Genomic DNA, 24,680 nt, shown 5'->3' on the forward strand with positions numbered 1-24,680 from the left:
TCTCCGGCGCTTTAAGCTGCGAAATTCTCCCCTTTTTTCCCGCTCTTTCGCTTTCATGCGTGAAAAACGCAAGATGTATTCTGTCCAAAAATTCCCCTGTCCGTCCGGTACTATTGCATCAGCTTTGAAAATCGTCCCAAAACCCATTGACAACCCGCGCCGGGTGCTTTACAATGCTACTATGCTACTACGCTAAAGCAAATCCACAAATCAGGAGGAATCAGTTATGAAAAACGCAATGTCCAAACGCCTGACCGCCCTATGTCTGGCGCTCTGTCTGGCACTGCCGCTGGCAGGATGCTCTTCCAAGGAGGAGTCCTCGGCTGCCAACCGGCTGGAAGCCATCAAGGAGCGCGGTTATATCGAAGTGGTCACAGAACCCTATTTTGCTCCCATGGAATTCATCGACCCCACTAAGGAGGGGGACGAGAAATATGTGGGTGCGGACATTGAACTGGCTCACCATATTGCGGACGAACTTGGCGTAGAATGTCACATTATCCCGCTGGATTTCACATCGGTGCTGTCGGGTGTTACCACCGGCAAGTATGATATGGCGATTTCCGCTCTGGCCTACACGCCCGAACGGGCGGAGGCCATGGAGCTTTCGGACGGCTATTACTACGGCACCGAAGATACCGGCTATGGTCTGATGGTACGCACCGAGGACCTGGCTGCCATCACTTCGGCGGACGACCTCGGCGATAAGACGGTCGTTGTCCAGAGCGGCTCCATTCAGGAGAGCTTCCTCAATGAACAGGTGCCGGCTGTGGGCGAAACCAAGCGTGTTTCCGCCACCACCGACGGCTTCCTGATGGTACAGGAGGGCAAGGCGGATGCCATTATCACCGCCATCAACACCGCCCAGCTCTATCTGGATGCCAACCCGAACTGCGGCATGAGCATTGTGCCGGACTTCCGGTTCGTGGAGGACGAATCCACCAAGGGCACCCGGATCGGCGCAGCCAAGGGCGAGACCGAACTCATTGAGGAGGTCAACCGCATCATCGGCGAAGTCCGGGAAGAAGGGCTTTACGATCAGTGGTATGAGCAGTATACCGAGTACGCCCGGAGCCTGGGCATTCAGTAATCAAGGAAAGCGGTAACAATCCATGTGGGAAAATATACTGAAAATTTTGCAGAGATACGGCGATGTCTATCTGGAAGGACTGGCAGGCACGCTGTGGATCGCCGCCCTGACCGTGGTAGCCGGTACAGTCATCGGCATTATCCTGGCGGTGTTCCGTCTGGGCAAGTGCCGCCCCTGTGAATGGTTTGTCCGGTTCTATATCTGGATTATCCGGGGCACTCCCAGCCTGCTGCAGCTCTATTTCTTCTATCTGTTCCTGCCCAAGGTGCTGCCCATCGAGATCTCCGAGACCGAAAGCGTTGTGATCGCGCTCATTATCAGTGCCGGCGCCTATGTCAGCGAGATTATCCGGGCGGGCATCCAGGCAGTGGACCCCGGTCAGACCGAAGCCGCCAGCTGTCTGGGACTCTCCCGGGCACAGACCCTGCGGTTCATCATTCTCCCCCAGGCGGTAAAGAATATCCTGCCGGCTCTGGGCAATGAGTTTGTAAATATGATCAAGCAGGCGTCCCTGGGCTCCATCTTCTTTGTCAATGAGCTCACCACGGCGTACCGTACTGCTTCGGCTGCCACCTTCCTGCCCATCGAATCGCTGATTATCTCGGGTGTGATCTATCTCTTTGTCACAACCCTGTTCACCTGGGTGGTTCAGCTGGCGGAACGCCGGATGGCGGTTTCCGCTGCCTGATCCCCCCCTTCCAAGTCGAAATACCCGGAGGAATTTTTCTCCGGGATTTTTCGGAGTGTAATAAAAATTCAGAAAATAAGCAACAATCCGCCGCAAAATCTGCAATTTCCGGCGGTAGAATGAAACCAAATCAAAGGAGCTGACTGTATGACTGATCTGGAACTGATCCGGGAATCGGTGGCAAAACACGCCGCGAAGATTCTCGACGCCAACGACCGAATCTGGGATTATGCCGAGCTTGCTTTCCATGAGCACAAGTCTGCCGAGCTGCTCTGCCGGCTGCTGGAAGAGGAGGGCTTCACTGTCCAGCGCGGGCTGGCGGAGATCCCCACCTGCTTTACCGGCACCTACAAGAAGGGCACCGGCAAACCGGTGATGGGCTTCCTGGGGGAATTTGACGCCCTTTCGAGCCTGAGCCAGCAGGCAGCCCTGCCGGAGAAATCCCCGGTGACTGCCGGAGCTCCCGGACATGGCTGCGGACACTGTGCCCTGGGCACCGGGTCGCTGGCAGCTGCCTTTGCCCTCAAGGACTATCTGGACGCCACCGGCGAGGACGGCACTGTAATTTACTTCGGCTGTCCGGCTGAGGAAGGCGCCGGCTCCAAGCAGTTCATGGCCCGGGCCGGACTCTTTGACGATGTGGACTTTGTCTACACCTGGCACCCCTCCACCATCAATGGGGTGGAATCGGTGCAGTCCAATGCCATCATGGGCGCCAACTTCCGCTTCAAGGGACGCACCAGTCATGCGGCAGCTTCGCCCCATCTGGGACGCAGCGCCCTGGACGCCGTGGAACTCATGAGCGTGGGCTGCAACTACCTCCGGGAGCATGTGATCCCCGAGGCACGCATCCACTATGCCTATATTGACGCCGGCGGCACTGCCCCCAATGTGGTGCAGGATCATGCCACTGTGCGGTATGAAGTGCGCACCCCGTTCGTAAAGGATCTGCGGGAACTCTTTGACCGGGTGGTAGATGTGGCAAAGGGCGCTGCCCTGATGACCGGCACCACCCTGGATGTGGAACTTGCCATGGCCTTTACCGAATATGTGCCCAACAAGGCACTGGGCGCCATTGCCAGTGAAGCCATGCAGGAGGTGGGCGCTCCCAGGTGGGACGAGGCCGATTTCCAGCTGGCACGGCAGTTCCTCCTGAGTTATGACCCCGAGACCCGGGCTGCCATTGAGGCAGAGATCCGCCGCACCTATGGCGACCGGGCCGAGGCAGTGCTCCAGCGTCCGCTGGCCACCGATGTGATCCCCTTTGACCCCTCTGCCATCCGGCTCCAGGCCGGCTCCACCGATGTGGGTGATGTGGGCTATGCCGCTCCCACCCTCAACCTGCTGGTTGCCACTGCCTGTGTGGGCAATGTGGGTCACTCCTGGCAGATGACTGCCCAGGCCTGCAGCCCGCTGGCACACAAGGGCCTGCTCACCGCTGCCGAAGCCATGGCGCTGTCGGCAGTGCGTACCAAGCACCGTCCCGATGCCATCGCCGCTGCCAAGGCGGAAGTCCTGGCCCGCAACGGCGGCAAGTATACCTGCCCGCTGCCTGACTCGGTCAAGCCGCCTCTGGATACCTATTGATTTTCCCTGATATGTTCTGAGCGGGGGTTTTTCTTTCCTTTCTTTTTTCTCACCCGCTTTTTGTCCCGCACCGCAGGTCCGGTTCCTTTTGGCAGGGCCTTACCTCTCTGCCCCTTCGCTTCTCCGGTTCTGCGGTGCTTTCTCTTCCCTTTACCAGACCGTCCCATTCTATACCCGGGGACGGTCTGTTTTTTATGCCCGGTGACTGTCCGGCAGGGTCAGCAGAGTGATCCGCCGCCGCTCCACCCGGAGAATCCCCTCCTTCTGCATTTTGCCCAGTTCCACCGTCATGGCACTGCGGTCCACCGCCAGATAGTCCGCCAGCCGCTGCCGGGTGAATCCCAGCTCGAAACTGGCACTCCCCGCTGCCCGGGCCCGGTCCGAGAGGTATTCCATCAGCCGTCCCCGGATGCTGCGCTGGGACAGGATCGCTGCCTTGCGGCTCATCTCCCGGGTACGGGCTGCCAGCAGGGCCAACAGATTCCGCTGCAGCCGCTGATGGAATCCACAGGCCTCACAGCAGCCGGTCATCAGACGGTCGGGACGCAGCCACAGGATACGGCAGTCCTCCGCTGCCACCAGGTCATAGGGCAGTTCCACCCCCTGCCCCGCAAAGACCTCCCCGAACAGCTCACCCGGTCCCAGCCGGGCCATGAGCGTTTCACTGCCCCAGTAGTCGGTGCTGAGAATATCCACCCGGCCTTCCAGCACCAGTCCCATGGCGGCAAGTTCCTCCCCGGCATGGGCCAGCAGTTCCCCCTTCTGTGCCGGACTTTCCCAGCCGCCGACGCACCCCAGCACCGCCTGACATTCCTCCTCGCTAAGCCCCGCAAAGAGCCGGTATTCCGATAACATTCGGTTTTCCATGACAGTTCTCCGCTTTTTGTTGGAATTCCAACAGAATTTCTATAATAATTCTACTATACTGAAACTGCACCAATCAAGGGAAAGGACGGATTTTATGCGCAGAAAAGACCGTGAAATGCCCGAAGCCTTCGGCTGGGCGGTAGCAGACAAATGTGAGTGGGCGGTTCTGGGATTGATCGACGCCGATGGCGAAGTCTATCCGGTACCGGTCACCATTGTCCGGGAGGGCAGCCGGGTGTATTTCCACTCGGCCCAGTCCGGCGAAAAGGTGGAGTGTCTGCGCCGGCACCCCCGGGTGAGCCTGTGCTGCATCGGGGATACCAACCGGGGCGCATTCGGGAATTTCACCACCGAGTATGAATCGGCGATCCTCCGGGGTCAGGCGGCGGAAGTCACCGACCCCGAAGAAAAACAGCGGATTCTGCGGCTGCTCTGTGAGCGGCATACGCCGGAGCTCATGGAGAAATTTCCGTCCGAAGCGGCCCGGAGTCTTGGGCGCACCGGAGTATGGTGCATTGAAACCGAAACCATCACAGCCAAACGCAAGCGGTACGACAGTGCCGGCGTGGAGCTCAAATACCAGAGAGAGGAATAGATTCTATGATACGCAAGATCATTACCATTGATTCCGAACGCTGCAACGGCTGCGGCCTGTGTGCGGCGGCCTGCCATGAGGGAGCCATCGGCATGGTGAACGGCAAAGCTGTGCTGCTCCGGGAGGATTACTGCGATGGTCTGGGGGATTGTCTGCCGGCCTGTCCCACCGGAGCCATCACCATGACCGAACGGGAAGCCCCGGCCTATGATGAAGCGGCAGTGGCAGCGCATCTGGCAGCCCGCAAGCCGGCGGGAGGCTGTGCCGGAGGCGGTTGTCCGGGCAGCCGCAGCCAGACTTTTGCCGCACCGGCAGCGGAAGCTCTTCCGGCAGAGACCTGTCTGGGACAGTGGCCGGTGCAGCTGCGTCTGGTTTCGCCGATGGCAGGGTTCTTTGACGGAGCGGATCTGCTGCTGGCAGCGGACTGTTCTGCCTTTGCCCGGGGGGATTTCCATGCCCGGTACATGAAAGGCAAGGTGACCGTCATTGGCTGTCCCAAGCTGGACCCGGTGGATTACAGTGAAAAGCTCACCGAGATCTTCCGGCTGCACAATATCCGCTCGGTGACCCTGGTGCGGATGGAAGTGCCCTGCTGCGGCGGCCTGGAGCGGGCGGTACAGAAGGCGCTGGCTGCCTGCGGACGCCCGATCCCCTTCGAAAGCGTCACCCTTTCGGTACGGGGCGAGATCCTCTGATAAAAAAAGGAGCCTCAGGGCTCCTTTTTTTGCTGGGACGGGGAAAGATTCCGCTATGCAGCCGGGCGCATTTGGGCTATAATAGCCTTGGAACCAAAGAACCGAAAGGAGAATTCCCCATGACTGTAAAAGAACTGGAAGCGGCGTTCACTGCCGCTGCGGAAAATACCATGCAGAAAGCCGAGGCCCTGGGGCTGGATTCTGCCTCGCTGCGTGCCCAGTGTGAAAAGCACGGTGCGGCTGCCTGTCTGAAGCGGTGTATCCAGCGGGGCCAGGAGATCCCCCTCTCCCGGGAGCTCACTGCCGCCGGTCAGACCGGCCTGCGCCTGGAAGCCCTGGCAGTGGAGAGCCGCTTTGCCGAGCTCTTCACCGATGAGGAGATCAATGCCTGCCTGGAACGCCTGATCGAAGCCGGCTACTACAAAATCTAACCCCTGGCGGGGAGCAGTTCGCGCGCTTGGGCTGTGCGGATGCCTCACTCTGGCGCACGCAGCCGGGTTGCGATAGCATGCCGGGGTTTCTCTGGTGCCCTGGCGGGGAGCAGTTCGCGCGCCGCAGGCTGTGCGGGTGCCTTACTCTGGCGCACGCAGCCGGGTTGCGATAGCATGCCAGGGTTTCTCTGGTGCCCTGGCGGGGAGCGCTGCAAGTGAATAGTGAAGAGTGAACAGTGAATAGCTGCGGTGTGCCGCAGGCGGCACCGATTCAGATACTCTCTCCCCCATACAGACGGCGGGCCGGATGGCTTTGCCGTCTTTTTCTATGGGGAACCTAGCTGTGCGAGTGCCTCTGGTGCATGCAGTTGGGACAGCAGAACTGTGCGGGACCAGGAAATGTCTGCCTGTTTCACACAGCTATCAGGGGTCGCCAGAGAACTGATTCCACCGCAGGTGGCGCCAGAGAACTGCCTCCACCGCAGGTGGCTTTACCGCTTTTTATCGACAAAATCTTTGGATGGGTGTATAATAATACTGTCTGCTGCCGGGGATTCCCGGCTCTTGATTCCAAACAAAGGAGTGTCACGCCATGAAGTTTTCCATCTCCCCTGCTGTATTTGAAAAGCTCCCCACTGCCTGCTTCGGTGTAGTGGCTGTGCTGGATGCTGTCCCCTCGCCTGAGGCTGACGCAGCCATTGCCGCCCGTCTGGCTGAGGCAGTCACCGACTGCCAGGCTGCCCTTGCCGGCGTTGCCCTCAAGGAATCCCCGGAGATCCTGCCCTATCGGGAGGCCTTCCGTGCCCTGGGACAGAACCCCAACAAATACCCCTGTTCCATCGAAGCCCTGCTCACCCGGATTGCCAAGGGCAAGGGTATGCCCTCCATCAATACGCTGGTGGATCTGGGCAATGCGGTATCGCTGCGGCACCGTCTGCCCATCGGCGCCCATGACATCGCCACCTTCCGGGACGGTGTACTGGAGGTGCGTCCGGCGGTGGAAGGTGACCGGTTCCTGCCCTTTGGCGGCGGCGAACCGGAACTCCCCGATCCCGGCGAAGTGGTCTATGTATCGGGCGGCGAAGTGCGTACCCGGCGCTGGACCTGGCGGCAGAGCGAAACCGGCAAGATCACGCCCGAGACCCGGTCGGTACTCTATCCGGTGGATGGCTTCCTGGATCACAACCGGGAAGAAGTGCTGGCAGCCCGGGACGAACTGGCAGAGCTGGCAAAGACCCTGCTGGGTGCGTCGGTGACCGTGGGCTTCATTGACCGGGACCACCCCGAGTTCTCATTCTGATTTACCCCTCCCAAACACGATCCCCTGTCCCGGACTGACCGGACAGGGGATTTTTTGTGTCCGGCACACTTTATCACTGCACTGTGTCAAAATATCCGGCAGCTGTGCTATAATAAAGAAAAGGAGGGATTTTCATGCCCCTATGGATTCTGTTCTTTACAGCGCTGACTCTGGCGCTGCACAGTGTTCCTGCCGAAGCTCCCGAGCCGGAGCCGTCCGCCCCGGGAGCCAGTGTTCCGGCGATCCGGGCAGAGCCATCACCCCGCTGGGCGGAACCTCTCCCCGCCGTCCGTCTGCCACACAAAAAAATCCCCCGCCTGCCGAAAAGCCCGGTCAAGGCGGGGGATTTGGTTTTTTATAAAAGTGCGGGGGTTACCGGTGCAGATGGCGGCGCATCCAGGCCCGCAGGGAAATGGCGGTATCGGTGAGCTTCTTGCGCAGGGGGCTGTAAATGTAGTCAAACTCTCCGGCGAGTTCGTCCATACTGCCCCGGAAGCCGCTCTTGAAGCGATAGAGCCCATACATATGGGAATTGGGGTCCAGATTGCCCGAAACGCCCTGGAAGTCATAGACAGTACAGCCGGTTTCCACTGCCCAGCGGATCATCTCCCACTGCATCAGATAGTTGGGCATGACCTCCCGGTCGCTGTTGTCCGAAGCGCCGTAGACATAGCAGGTCTTGCCGGCATAGTTGGTGCAGACCGCTCCGGAGATCATCTTGCCCTGATAGTATCCGGCATAGAGGCGGACATTCTCTCCCAGTCCCCGGAGGAACTTCACAAAGTAACTCCTGGGGCGGGTGGAAAAACCGTCCCGTTCTCCGGTGACCTGCATGATGCGTACAAAGTCATCGAGGGCTTCTTCCCCGACTACCTTCACTTCCACACCTGCCTTTTCCGCCTTGCGGATATTCCGGCGTACCCCCTGGGAGAAGTTTGCCAGAAGGGCAGCTTCGTCCCGGCCCTCCAGATAGAGCCGGTAATTGAACCGGGCCTGAATCCCCTCAAAGCCATCCGGGCCATAGCTGTGCCGGAAGCCCAGCTTCTTCATCTCGGCGATGAATTCACTGTCTGCCATGGGAATATCCGGGTCCATTTTGAACTCATGGGCATGGACCTGTTTTGCCAGCTGATCCACTCCCGCCTTGAGGTCGGCAATGGTCTCCCAGTCATGGGGGTCACAGATGGGGCCCCGGGGCGCATAGAGCAGCGCGGTATGCAGCACCGGGATCTTCTGGATCAGCACTCCCATCGAACCCTTGATCTTTCCGTCTGCGTCCCGGGATACCACCGCGGCATAGTCCCAGTTCTCCTTTACCAGCCGCCACCGGGGGGATTGGGTAAACTCTCCCCGGGGGTGATGGGCTACAAATTCTTCCAGTTCTTCATAGCGCTCCGGCGCCAAGATCTCCACTGCCGATCACTCCTGTCCCATTGATACACTCTATTCTATCATATTTTGCCGGGTCTGGGAACTGGTTTCCCCGGTCCGGCCCGATGCAGGTTTTGTAATATTTTATCGGAATATTACAAATTCACAGGATATTCCCTGCGCTTCCCGCATTCCAATCTGTATTATAATTCTATTATATTCTGATTTGTATGGTTTGGTGACCCTTGTTCTGTATTATTTCACTGGAATATTCCGATTCGTTATGAAAAGATCCCCGCCTGCTGGAACAGAGCTTTTGCCTCCTCCAGACGCAGGTTCCGTACCCGGTGCCGCCGCCGTCCCTGGGAATGGGTGTCCAATAACAGGTCGCAGTTCCCACGGAATGCCTGGAACAGACTCTGCCGGAAGGTCACTCCCACCACGCTTGCCCCGGGAATCACCACCGTGTGAAGATAAAACCGTTTGGAATATCGCAGCGTAAAATCACCATTTGTATATCCGATCCCTGAGGACTGCCAATCCAGCACCCGCACGATCAAGAACCAGATTGACGGCAGCAAGGCCGCCAGGGTGAGCCAGCCGGTCAGGGGCTGCCATTCCCTCCAGAGCTGTCCCAGCAGCCAGCCTCCAACGACCGAACCGGTCATGGCAGCCAGAGCCGGGCCGGTGAACCGCAGAAAGGAACGCTCAGCCGGACGCACGGTGAGCGGGCCGGGCAGAAACTCCGGGAGCAGTCCCCGGAGCAGAGTCGGGAGCTGTTCGGTGCGCACCACCGGGATCACCGGCAGGAGGTCCTCCTGTTTCCGGGACACCCCCACCGCATGGAGATACACCGCCCCCAATCCCAGCAGACGGGACGCGGCAGTTTCCCGGATCTGGACGAACCGGATGCGGTCCGCCTGCACCAGACAGCTGCGCAGGGTAAAGAGTCCCCGGTGCACTTCCAGTACCCGTCCGGTGCGGACGGTGAGGAAGTTCTTGTTGCGGAGGAACTCACTGAGAAAGGCCACACTCCACCCCAGGGCGGCAGTGATTGCCAGCATGGCAGCCGCCGGCGGTACACCAAAGGCCAGCAGTTCGCCCAGGGCACCCAGTTGGTTCATCAGCCGGTGGCTGAGGTCCTCCCCCACTATGCTGCCCAGGTTCTGGAGGATCGCCGCCAGGAGGATCAGTCCCATGAGCGAATTGGAGGTAAAGAGCGAGAGCAGCAGCACACTGACATTGCGGGGACGGTACTGCTGCTGTTCGGGCAGGTCGATGTCCCCATCGGAATGGGTGTGAAACAGCGCCCGGGTATCCGCCGCCGAAAGATAGAGCCGGAAATCCGCCCTCCCCCGGCTGCCCGCAGGGGTGTCCGCTTCAATGAGACATACCCCGAAGGGACGCAGCAGAAAAGGCCGCACCGACGCCACCACCGAGATCCGGTCCGCCGGAATGGCGGTGGTTTTCCAAAACCAGATCCCCTCCCGGATGCGCAGCACTTCCCCGTCCAGGGCATACCGCAGAGCACTCCACCGCAGCAGGGTATAGCCGATCACTGCCGCCAGCACACAGAGGTCCACCCAGGTGGAGCGCAGCCAGGCGGTCACACCCAGGGTGACAATCAGGGTCAGGCCCTTGAGCAGCAGCGGCACCAGTACCACTGCCGGACGGGGCAGATAAAAGAGCGCGTTCACCAGGTTGGTATGGCGCAGGCGGGTCATGGACGGTCACCGCCTTCCAGCAGCACTTCCGCCAGCCGGACTGCCTCTGAAGCGGTGAGCCCGGGCAGGGTGAGCTGACTTCCGGCGGCAGTCAGACGGAGGGTACGCAGTCCGCAGAGCCGCTGGAGCGGGTCGGCGGATACGGCAGCAGTCTGGAGAGCCGCCAGAGGAAAGATGCGCGCCGTGGGAAACAGAACGCCGTCAGTGACCAGCAGACGGTCGGCTTCCAGCTGATAGCCCAGCCGGAAAAAGCGTACCGGCAGCCAGACTGCCAACCGGAGTCCCCACAGGATCACCCACAGGACAGTTGCCAGCTTCCAGAGGAGGGTACCGGGAGTCCACAGCAGGGAAACGGTGAGGGACGGTACCAGAGCAGCCAGGAGGGTCCACCCCTGCCAGATGAACAGCTGTGCCAGACGGGGCCGGCTTGACATGGGACAGCACTCCTTTCTGCCGTGGTAAAATCAGGATTTGGATAAAGAAAAAAGGACAAGCAACAAAGCTGCTCGTCCTTCTCTTTTTATTCTGGTGACCCGTGCGGGAATCGAACCCGCGTTACCGCCGTGAAAGGGCGGTGTCTTAACCGCTTGACCAACGGGCCAGAGAATAATAAAAAAGAGTGGTAGCGGCAATTGGACTTGAACCAACGACACTTCGGGTATGAACCGAATGCTCTAGCCAGCTGAGCTATGCCGCCATATATCACTCCACACCTGATTTATCAGGCGAATTTTATTATACCGTATGAGTGGGGAGTTGTCAAGTCTGTTTTTCCAAAAAGTTTCGGGATTTTTTCATTTTTTCTCCGAAATTTGCATTGGCTGTGTCAGCTGATTCCGTCCGGACAGTTTCAGTTTCCCCAGTCAGAGCTGTTTTATGCGTTTGTTTCGTGTGAAACAGTCTTGTCCAGCTTTTTCGCCATGCGGAAATTCTCGAGTTCCTCGCCATCCACCGGCACCAGCTGGGCTGCTGCCACCTGATACCCCCGCCGCTCAAAAAAGCCCCGGGCAGTACGGGAAGCCTCCACCCGCAGAAGCTCCTCCCCCTGCCGCCGGGCCTCGGCTTCCAGGGCGTCACAGAGCGACGCTGCCACTCCCCGGCGCTGGCTGTCCGCTGCCGTGTACAGGCAGTCCAGATGTCCGTCCGGCTCCAGATTCCCAAAGCCCAGCAGACGCCCCTCCTCCTCTGCCACCAGGGTATAGCAGTCCAGCAGACGCTCGGCGGTGATGCGCCCGGCCCGGTTCGCCCAGGCCTCCAGTTCGGCCGGGGTATAATCCCCCCGGCAGACAGTGCGGATGCTCCCGGCAAACAGCTCCTGTACCGCCGGCAGATCCCCGGCCTCAAACTGTCTGAGATGCATGATGATCCCCCTCCTTTTCCTACCGCCTATTATAGCATGAAACGGAGGACTTGCGAAGTGAAGAGTGAAAAGCGAATAGTGAATAACTGTGGTGTGCCGCAAAGCGGCACGGATTTTGGAAAGGCGGCAAGGCACGCTACACTGCCCCTGCGGGGAGCAGTTCCCTGGCGTCCCCGGTAAGCCGGGTCAGTATGCCAGAACCCCTTTTCCCCAGCACAGCCCCCACGCAAGCGGATTTCCCGCCGCACTTCCCGGAAAAGCAAAAACACCCCAGGTTCACCGGGGTGTTCGTTTTTATTATGCCGCACAGCCGCGTGTGCAAAAGGAAGGGATCTCCTCTTCCCTTGTGCGCGAACTGCGTCCAGGCTCAGCCTGGTTAGAAACTTGCCGAATAGTTCGGAGCTTCCTTGGTGATGTAGATGTCGTGAGGATGGCTCTCCTTCAGACCAGCACCGGTGATGCGGACGAACTGAGCCTTCTCATGCATATCGAAGATGGTGCCGCAGCCCACATAACCCATACCGGCACGCAGACCACCGATGAGCTGGAATACAGTATCGGAAACCGGGCCCTTGAAGGGTACACGACCCTCAACGCCTTCGGGAACGAGCTTCTTGTTATCCTGCTGGAAGTAACGGTCCTTGGAGCCCTGAGCCATAGCACCCAGAGAGCCCATGCCGCGGTATACCTTGAAGCTGCGTCCCTGATAGATTTCCACTTCACCGGGAGCCTCTTCACAGCCAGCCAGCAGCGAACCGAGCATTACAGTGTTGGCACCGGCAGCCAGAGCCTTGACTACATCGCCGGAGTACTTGATACCGCCGTCAGCGATGACCGGAATGCCATACTTGGAAGCAGCACAGGCAGCGTCATAGATGGCAGTGATCTGCGGTACACCGATACCGGCTACTACACGGGTAGTACAGATCGAACCAGGGCCGATACCTACCTTGACAGCATCCGCACCGGCTTCGATCAGAGCCACAGTAGCCTCAGCAGTAGCGACATTGCCGGCGATGAGGTCTACATTCGGGAAGGCAGCCTTTACCTTCTTGACACAGTCGATGATGCCCTTGCTGTGACCATGAGCGGAATCCAGTACCAGCACATCCACATGGGAATTTACCAGGGCAGCGGCACGATCCAGTACATCACCCGTTACACCGATGGCAGCGGCACACAGCAGACGACCGTTCTTATCACGGGCGGAATTGGGATACTGAACAGCCTTTTCAATATCCTTGATGGTGATGAGTCCACGCAGATTGCCGTCCGCATCCACGATGGGGAGCTTTTCAATCTTATGAGCGGACAGGATCTTCTGGGCTTCTTCCAGGGTAGTACCGACGGGAGCAGTTACCAGATTCTCCTTGGTCATCACTTCCTTGATCTTCATATTGTAATCAGACAGGAAGCGCAGGTCACGGTTGGTGATGATGCCCACCAGCTTGCCCTTTTCACAGATCGGCACGCCGCTGATGCGATACTTGCTCATCAGTTCATCGGCATCAAAGACAAAATGCTCCGGAGAGAGATGGAACGGATCTACAATCACACCGTTCTCACTTCTCTTGACCCGATCCACTTCTTCCACCTGCTGTTCGATGCTCATATTCTTATGAATAACACCGATACCGCCTTCCCGGGCAATGGCAATCGCCATATCCGCTGTGGTAACAGTATCCATGGCAGCTGTCATGATGGGGGTGTTGAGCTTGATATTCTTGGTCAGCCAGGTAGATACATCCACCTGATTGGGAAGTACCTCCGATGCAGCCGGAATCAGCAGAACATCGTCAAAGGTCAGACCTTCCTTGCAGAATTTCTCAGTGAAGTTGGTATTGAGCATATTCTTGTTTCTCCTCCCGTTTCTCATTTTTTCCTGTTTGCGGTTAATCCCTGTTTTGAAATCTATTTTTATACTCCTATGATCTGAAAGTCATATCCCGGTCTGATCCGGCTCCTGTTTTCCGTTTCTGACCAATGACCCCCAGGAAGTACAAAAATTTATTTTTTCTATTCTATCACTATTCCCCGGACAGTTCAAGATGGTTTTCCGGCTTTCCCGCCAAAAAATCTCTCTTTTTTTATGGGAAATGAAGATTTTTTCGTTTGCTTCACTAAATTAAATTGTGAAAGTTTGCCGAAACCAGTCAATTTACCGGACGGAATCCTCACTCTGTTCTGTGTCGTTCAGCACCACCTGGGCTTCAAAACACGGGCCGTCCGCACGGTGTCCGGTCACATACCAGCAGTCCTCTTCCCGGTCGTGGAACAGCTGCAGCCCGAGTTCTTCCCCATACCGGGCCTCATGCCGGAATACAATCCGGAATTCCCGGATGCCCCGGTTCACCAGCTCCTCAAAGGGCAGCACATCACACACCAGATCCCCATAGACCGTATTGTTGAGATGCCCGTTCACATCCAGATGGCTGTACCGCACTGTAAAAGCCTGTTCCCCGCATTCCTCCCCGGTCACACGGAACCGGGCCGCGCCAAAGGGTTCCATGGCCTCCTCAGGCGGAATGGTGGGCAGCGGATGGGTGAACTTCTCCGGACGCAGGATCTTGCGCTCCACCGGGTCTGCCATGAACCATACAGTATGGATCTCCGCCAGCAGTTCGCCAGGGCCGCCATTTTCCTCGGCATAGACCCGGATCTCCCGGTTATACTGTGCCCCACGGACACTTTGCGGGGAAGTTTCCACCCAGAGCAGATCGGCGGCTGTGGGACACCGGTGAATCCGTACCCCGGCTTTGGAGAGCAGAAAGACAATCCCCTCCTGATACAGCCGGTCATACGGGAGTCCCAGATGTTCCAGATGTTCTCCGGCAGCCCGTTCCATCACTTTCAGCAGCCAGGACAGTTTCATCTTGCCGCTGAGATCACACTGATAATAGGGCACCTCGGTGGTAAAACAATAGGTATATGGATTTTTCATCTGCGGTTCAATCATCAGAATTTCTTCGCTCCTTCCCCCCAATTTTCAGGGTCTGTCCCCCGGCTCTGCCGGATTCGGGACGGTATGAACACAGGGAGACCCGTTACCCGGGTCCCCCTGTCCAGTTGCGTTTTTATTCACAGAGCTGTCGGGCCAGTTCGGTGAGATCTTCCCGGGAGAAGAAATCCACCGTCAGAGTGCCTTTTCCGTCCCGTCCCACCTTGATCTTCACCTTGCGGTGCAGACTCTCTGCCATGGCAAGTTCTGCTTCCTTCCAGAAGCTGTCCTCTCCCCAGTCGGATTTGGGCGCGGCTGCCTTGGGTGCTGTCCCGGTGACCTTACAGCCAGCTACCAGCCGTTCGGTCTCCCGCACCGACAGTCCCTCCTGACAGATACGCTCTGCCAGAGCGGGGATCATACCGGCTTCCGGCAGGCCCAGCAGAGCCCGGGCATGACCCGAACTGAGCTTTCCGTCCCGTACCAGACGGGCAGTTTCCTCAGGCAGCGCCAGCAGACGCAGGGCATTTGCCACTGCCGGACGGGATTTGCCCACCCGCTTGGCAACCTGCTCCTGGGTATATCCATGCTGCTGCATCAGTTCCTGATACCCCATGGCTTCTTCCATGGGATTGAGGTCACTGCGCTGGAGGTTTTCAATGAGTGCCACTTCCATGGCGGCTGCTTCGTCCAGATCCCGGATAATCACCGGCAGTTCGGTGAGCCCGGCCATCCGGGACGCCCGCCACCGGCGTTCTCCCGCGACAATCTGATACTTCCCGTTCGGCATGGGCCGTACCAGCAAGGGCTGGAGTACCCCATGTTCCCGAATGGAATCCGCCAGTTCCGCCAAAGCTGTTTCATCAAAATCATGACGGGGCTGTCCACGATTGGGTTCAATCTCCCCGATCTTCAGAGTGGACGGGGTGATCTCATCGGTTTCATTCTCTACAAAAAGTGCTTCCAGACCTTTTCCAAGGCCGCCTTTGCGTGTTGCCAACTTTAACTTCAGCCCTTTCTGTTCTTATCCAGGATCTCCGCTGTCAAGGCTTCATATGCCTGCGATCCCCTGGAACTGCGGTCAAAATACAGCACCGGCTGTCCGAAACTCGGCGCCTCCGAAAGCCGTACATTCCGGGGTATTACATTCTTGAATACCTTTTCCGGGAAATATTTCTTTACTTCGTCCACAACCTGCAGCGTGAGATTGAGCCGTCCGTCATACATGGTGAGCAGTACGCCTTCAATCTCGATGCCGGGATTGTAGAGCCGTTTTACCTGCCGGACGGTGGTCACCAGCTGGCTCAGGCCTTCCAATGCATAGTATTCACACTGGATCGGGATAATCAGCGAATCACAGGCCGACAGCGCATTGAGGGTCACCATACCCAGCGACGGCGGACAGTCAATGAGTACAAAGTCATACTCTCCTTTGACCCGTACCAGTTCTTCCTTCAGCCGCATGACCCGATCCCGCATATCTGCCAGTTCCAGTTCCGCTGCTGCCAGTGCCATACTCGACGGAATCACTTCCACTCCCTTGAACGGAGTGGTGAGAATGGCGTCCCGGGCACTGCACTGACCCAGCAAAACCTCGTATGTACTGCGGTCAACGGTGCGTTTCTGTATGCCGAAACCACTGGTGGCATTCCCCTGCGGGTCTGCGTCCACCAGAAGCACCCGGTATCCATAATACCCGATGGAAGCCGCGATATTCACCGCCGTGGTAGTTTTACCCACGCCGCCTTTCTGATTGGCTATGGCTATGATTTTCCCCATCGTTTGCTTCTACTCCCAATCTATATCCAAAGTATTCGTCCGTACCTTGCCGTTTCGAAAACGGTCGATATAGATTTATTGTACCATAAGAAGCCAGGGTTTTCAACGCCTGTCCCCGGTCAATTCCCTGGCTTTGGGGGAAAATTCACCCCTTTATGACGATTTTCCGGCTGCTGAACCGGGGTGTGTGTGATGTTTCATGTGAAACAATCGGGGAAACGCCCATAAAAATGCCCCTGACACTGCTGCCAGGGGACAATAAGATCAGCGTTTTGCCGCCAGGGGATCGCCTGCATGACGGGCCGGGACCGGCTGACGATAGGCCTGGACTTTGGGCACCCGGATGCGGTACTCCACATATTCGCCCTCTTCCCGGCTCTCCTGTTCCACCCGGATACCGGCCTGCGCCATGGTCTGGACAGCCCGGTTGAGGGTATTGACAAACAGCCGGTAATCCCGGAGCAGGACAATGCGGGTGGCAGGCTCCTTGGGGGCGGACAGACAGTCGTTCACCAGGGCTTCGGTCTGTTCCACCGTGAGGTTCCGGCGGCGCACCTGATCCAGTACCCGGCGGAGGTCCTCTTCCCGTTCCAGCCGGAGCAGAGCCCGGGCATGGCGCTCCGAAAGCTGACCCTCCTCCACAATTTCCTGTACCCAGCCGGGCAGGCGGAGCAGCCGCAGCTTATTTGCCACCGCAGGCTGGCTTTTGCCCAGACGCCGGGCAGCTTCCTGCTGGGTCATGCCGGTGGACTCGATGAGACCGGCGATGGCCCGTGCCTCCTCCATGCAGTCCAGATCCCGCCGCTGGATATTCTCCACCAGGGCCAGCACTGCCGATTCGGTGTCGGTACGGTTCTCCACAATGGCCCGGATGGTGGGCTGCCCCAGCTTCCGGACTGCCATCCACCGGCGGTGCCCGGCGATGAGCTCATAGTCGCCATCCAGCAGCTGGCGCACCAAGACGGGCTGGATCAGGCCGTTTTCCCGGATGCTCTCCGCCAGTTCCTCTAAGGCGCCCGATTCATAGCTCAGCCGGGGCTGGGCGGGATTGGGCCGGATGCTCTCCACCGGAATCTCCCGGATCACCGGAAGTTCCGGCTTTTCCGCCTGTTTTTTGCCTTTGTCCCAGAATCCGCCCCGTTCCAGCCAGCTTGTCTTCATGTCCGCTTTCCCCTTTCCTGCCGGTTTTTGTTTCCTTTTCCAGCATACCACCCCTTTTGCGAGAAATTTGCCTCTTTTTAGCCCCTGGCCCCCCTGCGGGGGAAGCAGTTCTCTGGCGACCCCCGAGGGTGGGGCAGGTATGCAAAGCCTTTTTGCCCTCTCACAATATCAACCCTATGGAGGCTCACTCCCGCAATACGCAAAAAAGCGACGGCATAGCCGTCGCTTTCAATCCGTGCCGCAAAGCGGCACACCAAAACTATTCTCTATTCTCTCTTCCCTATTCACTGCGCAAAGCAGCCCCTTACAGCGGCTGCTTTGATATTTTCCCCCCATGCCGGGGATACTTCGCCGGGGTGGGTTGTACCTTGCGGATCACCGCCACAGTCCGGGCCTGCTGTCCGGGCAGTGTGAAGGACTTCACTGCCTCCACCTTTCCCCCGAGCAGACTGATGGCCTTCTTTGCGGCTTCCACTTCCGCCGGGCCGTCCGGTCCCTTCAGAGCGGCAAACACCCCGCCCACCTTCACAAAAGGCAGGCAGTATTCCGCCAGCACCCGGAGATCCGCCACAGCCCGGGCAGTTGCCAGGTCAAACTGTTCCCGGAGCTCCCCCCGGGCTGCTTCCTCTGCCCGGGCATGGAGAGCGGTGTTCTCCTGTCCCAGACGGCGGCTCAGTTCGCCCAGAAAGACAATCCGCTTGTTAAGCCCATCCAGCAGAGTGAGCCGCAGATCGTCCCGGACAATCTTAGCCGGCACCGATGGGAATCCCGCTCCGGTCCCCACATCGATCACCGAAGCCCCCTCGGGCAGCGCCACTGCCTTGAGCAGCATCAGGCTGTCCAGGAAGTGCTTCACTTCAATGCCTTCCGGGTCGGTAATGGCAGTGAGGTTCACTTTTTCATTGTATTCCACCAGAAACTGTGCATACTGGTCGAACTGTTCCAGCTGCCGGGCTGTGAGTTCAAAACCCTCCGCTGCCGCTGCTGCACTGAAACGCGCGGTATCGATCATGCCTGCTGCCTCCCCTGCTGTTCCAGATAGATGATGAGCACCGAAATATCCGCCGGACTGACACCCGAGATCCGGGACGCCTGTCCCAGACTGTGAGGACGCACCCGGCTGAGCTTCTCTCTCGCCTCCAGACGCAGTCCCTGAATGGCACTGTAATCCAGATCCTCTTCCAGGCGGGTCTGTTCCAGCTTCTGCATCCGCTCTACCTGATCCAGCTGCTTTTTGATATAGCCTTCATATTTGATTTCCGTTTCCACCTGCTCGGCAATGCGGTCAGGCAGATCGGGACGCTCCGGGTCAAAAGCTGCCAGTTCCCGGTATCCCAGCTGGGGACGCCGGATCAGGTCAGCCAGTTTGGCTCCTGTGGAGAGCGGTGCCGTTTCACGTGAAACAAGCCAGGTATTGAGCGCCTCAGACGGAGCCAGGGTCAGAGCCTTTACCCGGGCAATTTCCTTGTCCCGGAGGGCACAATCTTCCAGGAATTTCCTGTACCGTTCCTCACTGATAAGCCCGATCTCATGTCCCAGCGGGGTCAGACGGGTATCGGCATTGTCCTGCCGGAGCAGCAGACGGTATTCGGAACGGCTGGTCATCATACGGTAGGGATCGCTGCACCCCTTGGTGACCAGGTCATCGATGAGGGTGCCGATATAGGACTGGGACCGTGCCAGGACGATGCCCTCCTTCCCCTGGACTGCCCGGGCGGCATTGATGCCCGCGATCAGTCCCTGGGCGGCGGCCTCCTCATAGCCGGAGGTGCCGTTGAACTGTCCGGCGCCATAGAGCCCTTTCACCGACATGAATTCCAGCGTGGGCCGAAGATCCAGCGGGTCGATGCAGTCATATTCGATGGCATAGGCATTGCGCATGAATTCGGCGTGTTCCAGGCCCTCCACCGTGTGGTAGAGAGCGATCTGCACCTGTTCGGGCAGCGATGAGGACATACCCTGGATATACATCTCCTCGGTATTTTCGCCCATGGGTTCGATGAAGATCTGATGCCGGGATTTATCGGCGAACTTCACCACCTTATCCTCGATGCTCGGACAGTACCGGGGGCCGACACCCTCGATCTTGCCGCTGTACAGGGGCGAATACTGCAGGTTTTCCCGGATCACCTGATGGGTGCGCTCATTGGTGTAGGTCACATGGCACACCTGACGGTTCACAAGCCCGCTGGGATCGGTTTCAAAGGAGAAGGGCACAATGGGTTCGTCCCCCTCCTGGACTTCCAGGTTGGTAAAGTCAATGGAACTCTTCTTGATCCGGGCCGGGGTACCGGTCTTGAAACGCCGCAGCTTGATGCCCGCGGCCCGCAGGCTTTCGGAGAGCTGTGCCGCAGGACGCTGGTTGTCCGGGCCGGCTTCATAGGTCACATCGCCCACATAGATCCGTCCCTTGAGGTAGGTACCGGTGGCCAGGATCACCTTCTTTGCACGGAATACCGCACCCAGGGCAGTGACAACCCCGGTCACTTCCCCATTTTCGGTGAGCAGTTCCACAATTTCCGCCTGTTTGAGGGTCAGGTTCTCCTGAAGCTCCACCTTGTGCTTCATATACTGGGTGTAGGCCGGACGGTCGATCTGAGCCCGGAGGGAATGCACCGCCGGTCCCTTGCCCCGGTTGAGCATCCGGCTCTGGAGGAAGGTCGCATCGGCAGCCTTGCCCATTTCGCCGCCCAGGGCATCGATTTCCCGCACCAGATGTCCCTTGGCAGTACCGCCGATGGAGGGATTGCAGGGCATATTGGCCACAGCGTCCAGTGAGAGGGTAAACAGCATGGTACTGCACCCCAGACGGGCAGCGGCAAGGGCAGCTTCCACACCGGCATGACCGGCGCCGATTACCGCCACATCAATGGTTCCGGCTTCGTAACGCAAAATAACATCGCTCCCTTTTTTCCTGACAAAAAACACACAGCTGCCGGCAGAACCAGACCATCAGCAGCCGAAAAAACCTGTATAATAGTTCATTGTACCACACGAATCCCTGTCCCTGCAAGGCATCGCCGGGGAAAAACAATGCGGCATGGTTCCCCGATCCGGAAAAAAGAATCCCGGAGCGACGAACCATGCCGCAGTACAGAAAAAAAGAGAGAGAATTATCCTTCCGCCGGTCAAAAGCCACCGAGCGGAAGCAACAGAAAAAAGAAAGGATTGCAAGAATTATAGTACCATACCTTAGGTGAAAAAGCTGTCATATTTCGTATCCGATCTCTGAACATTCTATGACCAAGGCCCCGGAAATCCGGCTTTCCCGGTTCTGTTCCCCGTGAAACAAAAAAGTCCGCGCCATGCGGGGGGGTGCATGACGCGGCAAAGGAAAGAAGTATTCAGTTGAAAGTTTACATGGTGTGGCGTTTCCAGGCGCCGGAGTTGTACCGGAGCAGAACCAGCAGCGACCGGAGGATCTGGTCAGTCACCAGCGCATACCAGGCGCCTTCCAGACCCATACCCAGTACATTGATGGCGAAGATCGCCAGAGCGGGACGCACCAGGAGTACGGTGATGAAGGTGATGGCAGCAGTGACCTTGGTATCACCAGCACCGCGCAGGGCACCGGCGAGGATCAGCTGGGAGGACTGGAACGGCTGAACCACGGCGACGAACATCATGATGACAGCGCCCAGTTCCACCAGGGACTGATCACCGCCCGAGTAGAGGGCAACGATCTGACCGCCGAAGAAGAAGAATACAACGCCCAGGAAGATGGAGACGCACATACCCAGTTTCCGGGTACGGGTGGTATAGGCCTGAGCCATATCATGGCGTTTCTTGCCGAGGCTCTGACCGGTAAGGGAGGTAGCCGAAACGGCGAAGGCCTGACCGTTCATGAACGAGAGCGACTGGATATTCAGGCAGACCTGATGAACGGCATAGGGCAGGGTACCCAGACCGGCAACGGTACGGGTGTAGATGATCAGACCGATCCGCATAACCACCTGTTCCACCATGGCAGGGGCGCCGATGTCAACGATCTTCTTGATCTCTTCCTTATTGGGCTTGAAGCCGTCACGGAAGCGGAGGATAATATACTGCTGACCGTTCATGACAGCATAGAAGGCCATGAACATAGCGCAGTACTGACCGATAATGGTAGCCAGCGACGCACCGGCAACTTCCATTCTGGGAGCGCCGAAGTTGCCGTAGATGAGCATATAGTTGAAGATGACATTGATGATATTTGCCATAGCGTTATAGATCATCGCAGTCTTGGAGTTGCCGACACCGCGGAGGGTAGCAGTGATGGTAGAAGTCAGAGCCAGACCCGGCAGACCGATCATCTGGATGCGCAGATAATCCACACCGCCCCGGAGGACATGATCCTCACTGGCGCCCATGAATTTGATGAGCCAGGGAGCGGCAATAAAGCCGATCACCGCAAAGACGCAGCCCAGAACGAAGGTCATCAGCAGAGCCTGCCGGAGGACCTCATCGGCTTTTTTCTGATTGCCGGCGCCCTTGTACCGGGCAACCATGGCAGTAGCACCCACATTCATTGCCATGAACATGGTCATGAGCAGGAATTTGGGCTGTGTAGTCAGACCCACGGCAGTCAGGGCCCAGGGACCCAGCTGACCTACCATCATCAGGTCGACCATGGAAGCGAGCTGTGTGAGGGTCAGCTCTACGAGGGAAGGCCAGGCGATATGGATAATATCGCTGTACAGCATTTTGGATTCGATCCCTTCCGGGAGTGTCTTGTTGACTTTCAGATCCGCCATGCGATTTTCTTCATCCGAGCCCATCGGCACCAGATCCAGAGCCAGGGAGCGCATTTTTACCTTGCGTTCACCGGATTCCCCGGTGGCGACGGCACTGTTTTTTGTTTCCAGATCCGCCATCTGTCAAAACCCCTTTTCGTCAAAAATCAGCGCCGGACCCGACCCAGTAAATCCCCCTTGGCCGACCAGACACGCTGTACCTTCTCAATTCATTGCAGTTGACTTAGCTGTAATAAAATTTTAACATGGTTTCCAAAAAAATTCAATCATTATCCATCAAAACTGTTTGCTTTTCTAAGGAAATTCATAAAATACCATAGTCTGTTTGTAGGATTTACAAATAAATAAAAATAAATTAACTAAATAATCTTATTTTTTTAGTAATAAAGTATCTTTTCTTTTCCTATTTTGTGAATTAGAATAATAACTGGGATCGATCTCCAAAAATAGGATTTTTTACATTTAAAGGGAAGGTTGAGAATTATGAAGAAAAAAATCTTCGCATTGGCACTTACAATGTTGGCAATTTCTGCGTCCGTTTCTGTTACTTCCTTCGCTAATTCTGTCCCGTATAAAGCACCAGGAGATGCTGAAACTTATGTTATTTTTGGATCTGATAACCGTGTAAAAGTCAGCGACACTTCTGCAAAAGGCTCAAACGCAATTTGCAACCTCACATTGACATTTGTACATCCCAAAACTGGTGCATCGAAAACAGTGTATGGAACCGGTTTTATGTATTCTGATTTGACTATGGGGACTGCAGGTCACTGTATCTACGATCTTACTTATGATACTAAAGCTCAAAGAATTAAAATCGTACCTGGTGATAGCCCCAGCGGCGGCTTGGATAGTGTGACAATTAGTAATCGGAATAATATGCATGTGCTTCCAGAGTTTGAAACAACTCATGACTGGAAATTGGATTATGGATGTGTCACTCTGGATGAGCCGTTTTCATCAGATGTGAAGCCTATGTCCCTGAATCCGGGTTTGAGCAACTCGGAATATAAGAGCGAATACCTCACACTTTCCGGGTACGATTGGAAATCTGCTCAGCTCTATAAGCAGAGAAGCAACAAACTGGTCACAGCTGTCACAACTGAGGACTTTAGCTTCAAGTATGATACTCTTTCTGGAATGAGTGGTTCCCCTATCTACACTGATGACTATGAGGTTGTTGGCATTTACAACTATGGTCCGAATGGTGTTACTGGAGATTATGTCGATGATGACTACTCAGATGGATACAATTCGGCCCAGAGAATGAATAGTGACTGCTATGACTATTTGATGAGCTTTGTCGAATAACTATAATTTCTCATGCAAAAGGGAGGTTTTCTCCCTTTTTGCATTTATACAGCATAAACCTTATAAAATACGAAAGGAAGTACCCTGCAATGAACAAGATATGCCGTTTTCTGGCGGCTGGAATTCTTCTCCTGCTGCTCCTTTCCGGCTGTGCTGGCCCCAATTCGCCCTCTGCTCTGGAATCCTCCTCTTCCGGCAGCTCCTCTTCTGAGCCTGGCTCCTCCATCGAATCCAGTTCCGAGCCGGAACCCTCCTCTCAGGAGGAATCCTCTTCCCAGACAGCTTCTTCGACGCCCGAGGCGGCCCTCCCCCAGACCTTCACCGTCCAGGTGGTCAATGAGGAGGGCGAACCTGAGCCGAATCTGGATGTATATATATGGTATTCCGCTCCCACTCCCAAGCAGCCTGACCTCTATGATCTATTTACTGCCGGCTTAACCGATCAGCAGGGGCTCACACGCCAGTTCAGCGATGTCCCTGCCACCAACCTGATTCTGGAGGTCTACAACCACTCCATCAATTCCGGAAACGATGAAGAGAGCGCCGAGGAGTACCCGTTTACACCGGAAGAAATACAGGCCCAGAACGGCAAGGTCACGCTGGTCTGGCACAAGCAGAGCTACCGGGAGGCCTCGGAGGCAAACGCGATCAAGATTGCCTTCCGCGTGGTGGATCAGGATGGCAATCCGGTTCAGAATGCCAGCGTTGATTTTATCTGCACCAAAAATCCCAGCCTGGACAACACCGGCAAACAGATCGAAAAACCGGAAAATGACGAGCCTCTCCCGATGGGTGGCTACACTGACGCAGATGGGTACTACTTCTACTCCTTCCCCTCCAATACCGAGGAGCACCAGCGGGACGGCTTCCAATACCGCGGCACCGCAACAGCCCCGGACGGTCGGACTGCCGAAGGGGAGCTGACGATTGATGGTGGCTACACCGAAATCACCCTGACACTGGAATAACTGGTATACGCCTAAGCAAAAAAGGACTGCCCCGCACAGGAGCAGTCCTTTTTGTAGTATTCTGTCAGATTATAGCAGA

22 protein-coding genes and 2 tRNA genes are annotated in these 24,680 nt (G+C 57.0%); 9 read left to right on the plus strand and 15 right to left on the minus strand.

The annotated features are described in order from the left end of the window. Positions 1-226: 226 nt before the first annotated feature. The 3 genes from H9X81_RS04040 (at position 227) to H9X81_RS04050 (ending at position 3,365) form a co-directional block, all read left to right on the plus strand. Entirely contained in the window at positions 227-1,090 is an 864-nt protein-coding gene (locus H9X81_RS04040) for a substrate-binding periplasmic protein (RefSeq protein ID WP_204720042.1), read from the plus strand. A 22-nt stretch (positions 1,091-1,112) separates the two neighbouring features. Next, positions 1,113-1,778: an amino acid ABC transporter permease gene (locus H9X81_RS04045; protein WP_177503951.1), complete on the plus strand. Its 666-nt coding sequence runs from the start codon at positions 1,113-1,115 to the stop codon at positions 1,776-1,778. Positions 1,779-1,925: 147 nt separating this feature from the next. Further along, the gene (locus H9X81_RS04050; protein WP_204720044.1) at positions 1,926-3,365 is read left to right on the plus strand and encodes an amidohydrolase; all 1,440 of its coding nucleotides are present in this window, start codon (positions 1,926-1,928) and stop codon (positions 3,363-3,365) included. A 192-nt stretch (positions 3,366-3,557) separates the two neighbouring features. Here H9X81_RS04050 and H9X81_RS04055 read toward each other — a convergent pair whose 3' ends face one another. Then, positions 3,558-4,232 (minus strand): Crp/Fnr family transcriptional regulator, encoded by a 675-nt coding sequence (locus H9X81_RS04055; RefSeq protein WP_204720046.1) that lies wholly within the window; start codon positions 4,230-4,232, stop codon positions 3,558-3,560. Between the two features lie 94 nt (positions 4,233-4,326). Here H9X81_RS04055 and H9X81_RS04060 point away from each other — a divergent pair, with 94 nt between their 5' ends. The 4 genes from H9X81_RS04060 (at position 4,327) to H9X81_RS04075 (ending at position 7,253) form a co-directional block, all read left to right on the plus strand. Beyond that, a complete protein-coding gene (locus H9X81_RS04060; RefSeq protein ID WP_177503945.1) occupies positions 4,327-4,827 on the plus strand; it encodes a pyridoxamine 5'-phosphate oxidase family protein in 501 nt (166 codons plus the stop codon). 5 nt (positions 4,828-4,832) lie between these two features. Beyond that, complete coding sequence (locus tag H9X81_RS04065) at positions 4,833-5,522, plus strand: ATP-binding protein (RefSeq protein ID WP_204720048.1); 690 nt, start codon at positions 4,833-4,835, stop codon at positions 5,520-5,522. A 119-nt stretch (positions 5,523-5,641) separates the two neighbouring features. Continuing rightward, on the plus strand, positions 5,642-5,953 hold the full coding sequence (locus tag H9X81_RS04070) for a hypothetical protein (RefSeq protein WP_177503939.1): 312 nt from the start codon (positions 5,642-5,644) through the stop codon (positions 5,951-5,953). 592 nt (positions 5,954-6,545) lie between these two features. Continuing rightward, on the plus strand, positions 6,546-7,253 hold the full coding sequence (locus H9X81_RS04075; protein WP_204720051.1) for a B3/B4 domain-containing protein: 708 nt from the start codon (positions 6,546-6,548) through the stop codon (positions 7,251-7,253). A gap of 372 nt (positions 7,254-7,625) precedes the next feature. Here H9X81_RS04075 and H9X81_RS04080 read toward each other — a convergent pair whose 3' ends face one another. The 14 genes from H9X81_RS04080 to H9X81_RS04145 form a co-directional block, all read right to left on the minus strand. After that, complete coding sequence (locus H9X81_RS04080; RefSeq protein WP_191392609.1) at positions 7,626-8,666, minus strand: peptidoglycan bridge formation glycyltransferase FemA/FemB family protein; 1,041 nt, start codon at positions 8,664-8,666, stop codon at positions 7,626-7,628. 239 nt (positions 8,667-8,905) lie between these two features. Beyond that, complete coding sequence (locus tag H9X81_RS04085; protein ID WP_204720053.1) at positions 8,906-10,348, minus strand: PH domain-containing protein; 1,443 nt, start codon at positions 10,346-10,348, stop codon at positions 8,906-8,908. Beyond that, on the minus strand, positions 10,345-10,782 hold the full coding sequence (locus H9X81_RS04090; protein WP_204720055.1) for a PH domain-containing protein: 438 nt from the start codon (positions 10,780-10,782) through the stop codon (positions 10,345-10,347). Before H9X81_RS04090 ends, H9X81_RS04085 begins: the two co-directional genes overlap by 4 nt. Positions 10,783-10,874: 92 nt before the next feature. Next, positions 10,875-10,949, minus strand: a tRNA-Glu gene (locus H9X81_RS04095). A gap of 19 nt (positions 10,950-10,968) precedes the next feature. Beyond that, positions 10,969-11,045: transfer RNA gene (locus tag H9X81_RS04100), tRNA-Met, on the minus strand. A 177-nt stretch (positions 11,046-11,222) separates the two neighbouring features. Then, the gene (locus H9X81_RS04105; protein WP_204720057.1) at positions 11,223-11,708 is read right to left on the minus strand and encodes a GNAT family N-acetyltransferase; all 486 of its coding nucleotides are present in this window, start codon (positions 11,706-11,708) and stop codon (positions 11,223-11,225) included. A 376-nt stretch (positions 11,709-12,084) separates the two neighbouring features. Continuing rightward, on the minus strand, positions 12,085-13,557 hold the full coding sequence (gene guaB, locus H9X81_RS04110; RefSeq protein ID WP_177504511.1) for an IMP dehydrogenase: 1,473 nt from the start codon (positions 13,555-13,557) through the stop codon (positions 12,085-12,087). A 309-nt stretch (positions 13,558-13,866) separates the two neighbouring features. Continuing rightward, positions 13,867-14,649 (minus strand): acyl-[acyl-carrier-protein] thioesterase, encoded by a 783-nt coding sequence (locus H9X81_RS04115; protein ID WP_204720059.1) that lies wholly within the window; start codon positions 14,647-14,649, stop codon positions 13,867-13,869. 133 nt (positions 14,650-14,782) lie between these two features. Next, a complete protein-coding gene (locus H9X81_RS04120; protein ID WP_177504515.1) occupies positions 14,783-15,646 on the minus strand; it encodes a ParB/RepB/Spo0J family partition protein in 864 nt (287 codons plus the stop codon). A gap of 8 nt (positions 15,647-15,654) precedes the next feature. Next, positions 15,655-16,425 carry a ParA family protein gene (locus H9X81_RS04125; protein ID WP_204720061.1) on the minus strand — a complete coding sequence of 257 codons (771 nt, stop codon included), beginning with the start codon at positions 16,423-16,425 and terminating at the stop codon, positions 15,655-15,657. 264 nt (positions 16,426-16,689) lie between these two features. Beyond that, the gene (locus H9X81_RS04130) at positions 16,690-17,586 is read right to left on the minus strand and encodes a ParB/RepB/Spo0J family partition protein (RefSeq protein ID WP_204720063.1); all 897 of its coding nucleotides are present in this window, start codon (positions 17,584-17,586) and stop codon (positions 16,690-16,692) included. A gap of 304 nt (positions 17,587-17,890) precedes the next feature. Beyond that, positions 17,891-18,598, minus strand: a complete 708-nt coding sequence (gene rsmG, locus H9X81_RS04135) for a 16S rRNA (guanine(527)-N(7))-methyltransferase RsmG (protein ID WP_204720065.1) — start codon at positions 18,596-18,598, stop codon at positions 17,891-17,893. Beyond that, positions 18,595-20,478 (minus strand): tRNA uridine-5-carboxymethylaminomethyl(34) synthesis enzyme MnmG, encoded by a 1,884-nt coding sequence (gene mnmG / locus H9X81_RS04140; RefSeq protein WP_204720067.1) that lies wholly within the window; start codon positions 20,476-20,478, stop codon positions 18,595-18,597. Before mnmG ends, rsmG begins: the two co-directional genes overlap by 4 nt. Positions 20,479-20,942: 464 nt before the next feature. Further along, positions 20,943-22,442: an MATE family efflux transporter gene (locus H9X81_RS04145; RefSeq protein WP_243424003.1), complete on the minus strand. Its 1,500-nt coding sequence runs from the start codon at positions 22,440-22,442 to the stop codon at positions 20,943-20,945. 363 nt (positions 22,443-22,805) lie between these two features. Here H9X81_RS04145 and H9X81_RS04150 point away from each other — a divergent pair, with 363 nt between their 5' ends. Together H9X81_RS04150 and H9X81_RS04155 are read left to right on the plus strand one after the other, a co-directional pair. Next, complete coding sequence (locus H9X81_RS04150; protein ID WP_177504525.1) at positions 22,806-23,633, plus strand: trypsin-like serine peptidase; 828 nt, start codon at positions 22,806-22,808, stop codon at positions 23,631-23,633. An 89-nt stretch (positions 23,634-23,722) separates the two neighbouring features. Continuing rightward, the gene (locus tag H9X81_RS04155) at positions 23,723-24,601 is read left to right on the plus strand and encodes a hypothetical protein (protein ID WP_177504527.1); all 879 of its coding nucleotides are present in this window, start codon (positions 23,723-23,725) and stop codon (positions 24,599-24,601) included. Positions 24,602-24,680 lie beyond the last annotated feature (79 nt).

It is taken from the genome of Hydrogenoanaerobacterium saccharovorans (assembly GCF_016901815.1).
Taxonomy (GTDB): Bacteria; Bacillota; Clostridia; order Oscillospirales; family Ruminococcaceae; genus Avimicrobium; species Avimicrobium caecorum.

Coding starts and splice junctions, on each gene's coding strand:
- H9X81_RS04060 (WP_177503945.1), top strand. CDS start 4,327: ATGCGCAGAAAAGACCGTGAAATGCCCGAAGCCTTCGGCTGGGCGGTA.
- H9X81_RS04045 (WP_177503951.1), top strand. CDS start 1,113: ATGTGGGAAAATATACTGAAAATTTTGCAGAGATACGGCGATGTCTAT.
- H9X81_RS04055 (WP_204720046.1), bottom strand. CDS start 4,232: ATGGAAAACCGAATGTTATCGGAATACCGGCTCTTTGCGGGGCTTAGC.
- H9X81_RS04105 (WP_204720057.1), bottom strand. CDS start 11,708: ATGCATCTCAGACAGTTTGAGGCCGGGGATCTGCCGGCGGTACAGGAG.
- H9X81_RS04070 (WP_177503939.1), top strand. CDS start 5,642: ATGACTGTAAAAGAACTGGAAGCGGCGTTCACTGCCGCTGCGGAAAAT.
- H9X81_RS04150 (WP_177504525.1), top strand. CDS start 22,806: ATGAAGAAAAAAATCTTCGCATTGGCACTTACAATGTTGGCAATTTCT.
- H9X81_RS04065 (WP_204720048.1), top strand. CDS start 4,833: ATGATACGCAAGATCATTACCATTGATTCCGAACGCTGCAACGGCTGC.
- H9X81_RS04130 (WP_204720063.1), bottom strand. CDS start 17,586: ATGAAGACAAGCTGGCTGGAACGGGGCGGATTCTGGGACAAAGGCAAA.
- H9X81_RS04125 (WP_204720061.1), bottom strand. CDS start 16,425: ATGGGGAAAATCATAGCCATAGCCAATCAGAAAGGCGGCGTGGGTAAA.
- H9X81_RS04050 (WP_204720044.1), top strand. CDS start 1,926: ATGACTGATCTGGAACTGATCCGGGAATCGGTGGCAAAACACGCCGCG.
- H9X81_RS04040 (WP_204720042.1), top strand. CDS start 227: ATGAAAAACGCAATGTCCAAACGCCTGACCGCCCTATGTCTGGCGCTC.
- rsmG (WP_204720065.1), bottom strand. CDS start 18,598: ATGATCGATACCGCGCGTTTCAGTGCAGCAGCGGCAGCGGAGGGTTTT.
- H9X81_RS04085 (WP_204720053.1), bottom strand. CDS start 10,348: ATGACCCGCCTGCGCCATACCAACCTGGTGAACGCGCTCTTTTATCTG.
- guaB (WP_177504511.1), bottom strand. CDS start 13,557: ATGCTCAATACCAACTTCACTGAGAAATTCTGCAAGGAAGGTCTGACC.
- H9X81_RS04155 (WP_177504527.1), top strand. CDS start 23,723: ATGAACAAGATATGCCGTTTTCTGGCGGCTGGAATTCTTCTCCTGCTG.
- H9X81_RS04090 (WP_204720055.1), bottom strand. CDS start 10,782: ATGTCAAGCCGGCCCCGTCTGGCACAGCTGTTCATCTGGCAGGGGTGG.
- H9X81_RS04145 (WP_243424003.1), bottom strand. CDS start 22,442: ATGGCGGATCTGGAAACAAAAAACAGTGCCGTCGCCACCGGGGAATCC.
- H9X81_RS04075 (WP_204720051.1), top strand. CDS start 6,546: ATGAAGTTTTCCATCTCCCCTGCTGTATTTGAAAAGCTCCCCACTGCC.
- H9X81_RS04115 (WP_204720059.1), bottom strand. CDS start 14,649: ATGAAAAATCCATATACCTATTGTTTTACCACCGAGGTGCCCTATTAT.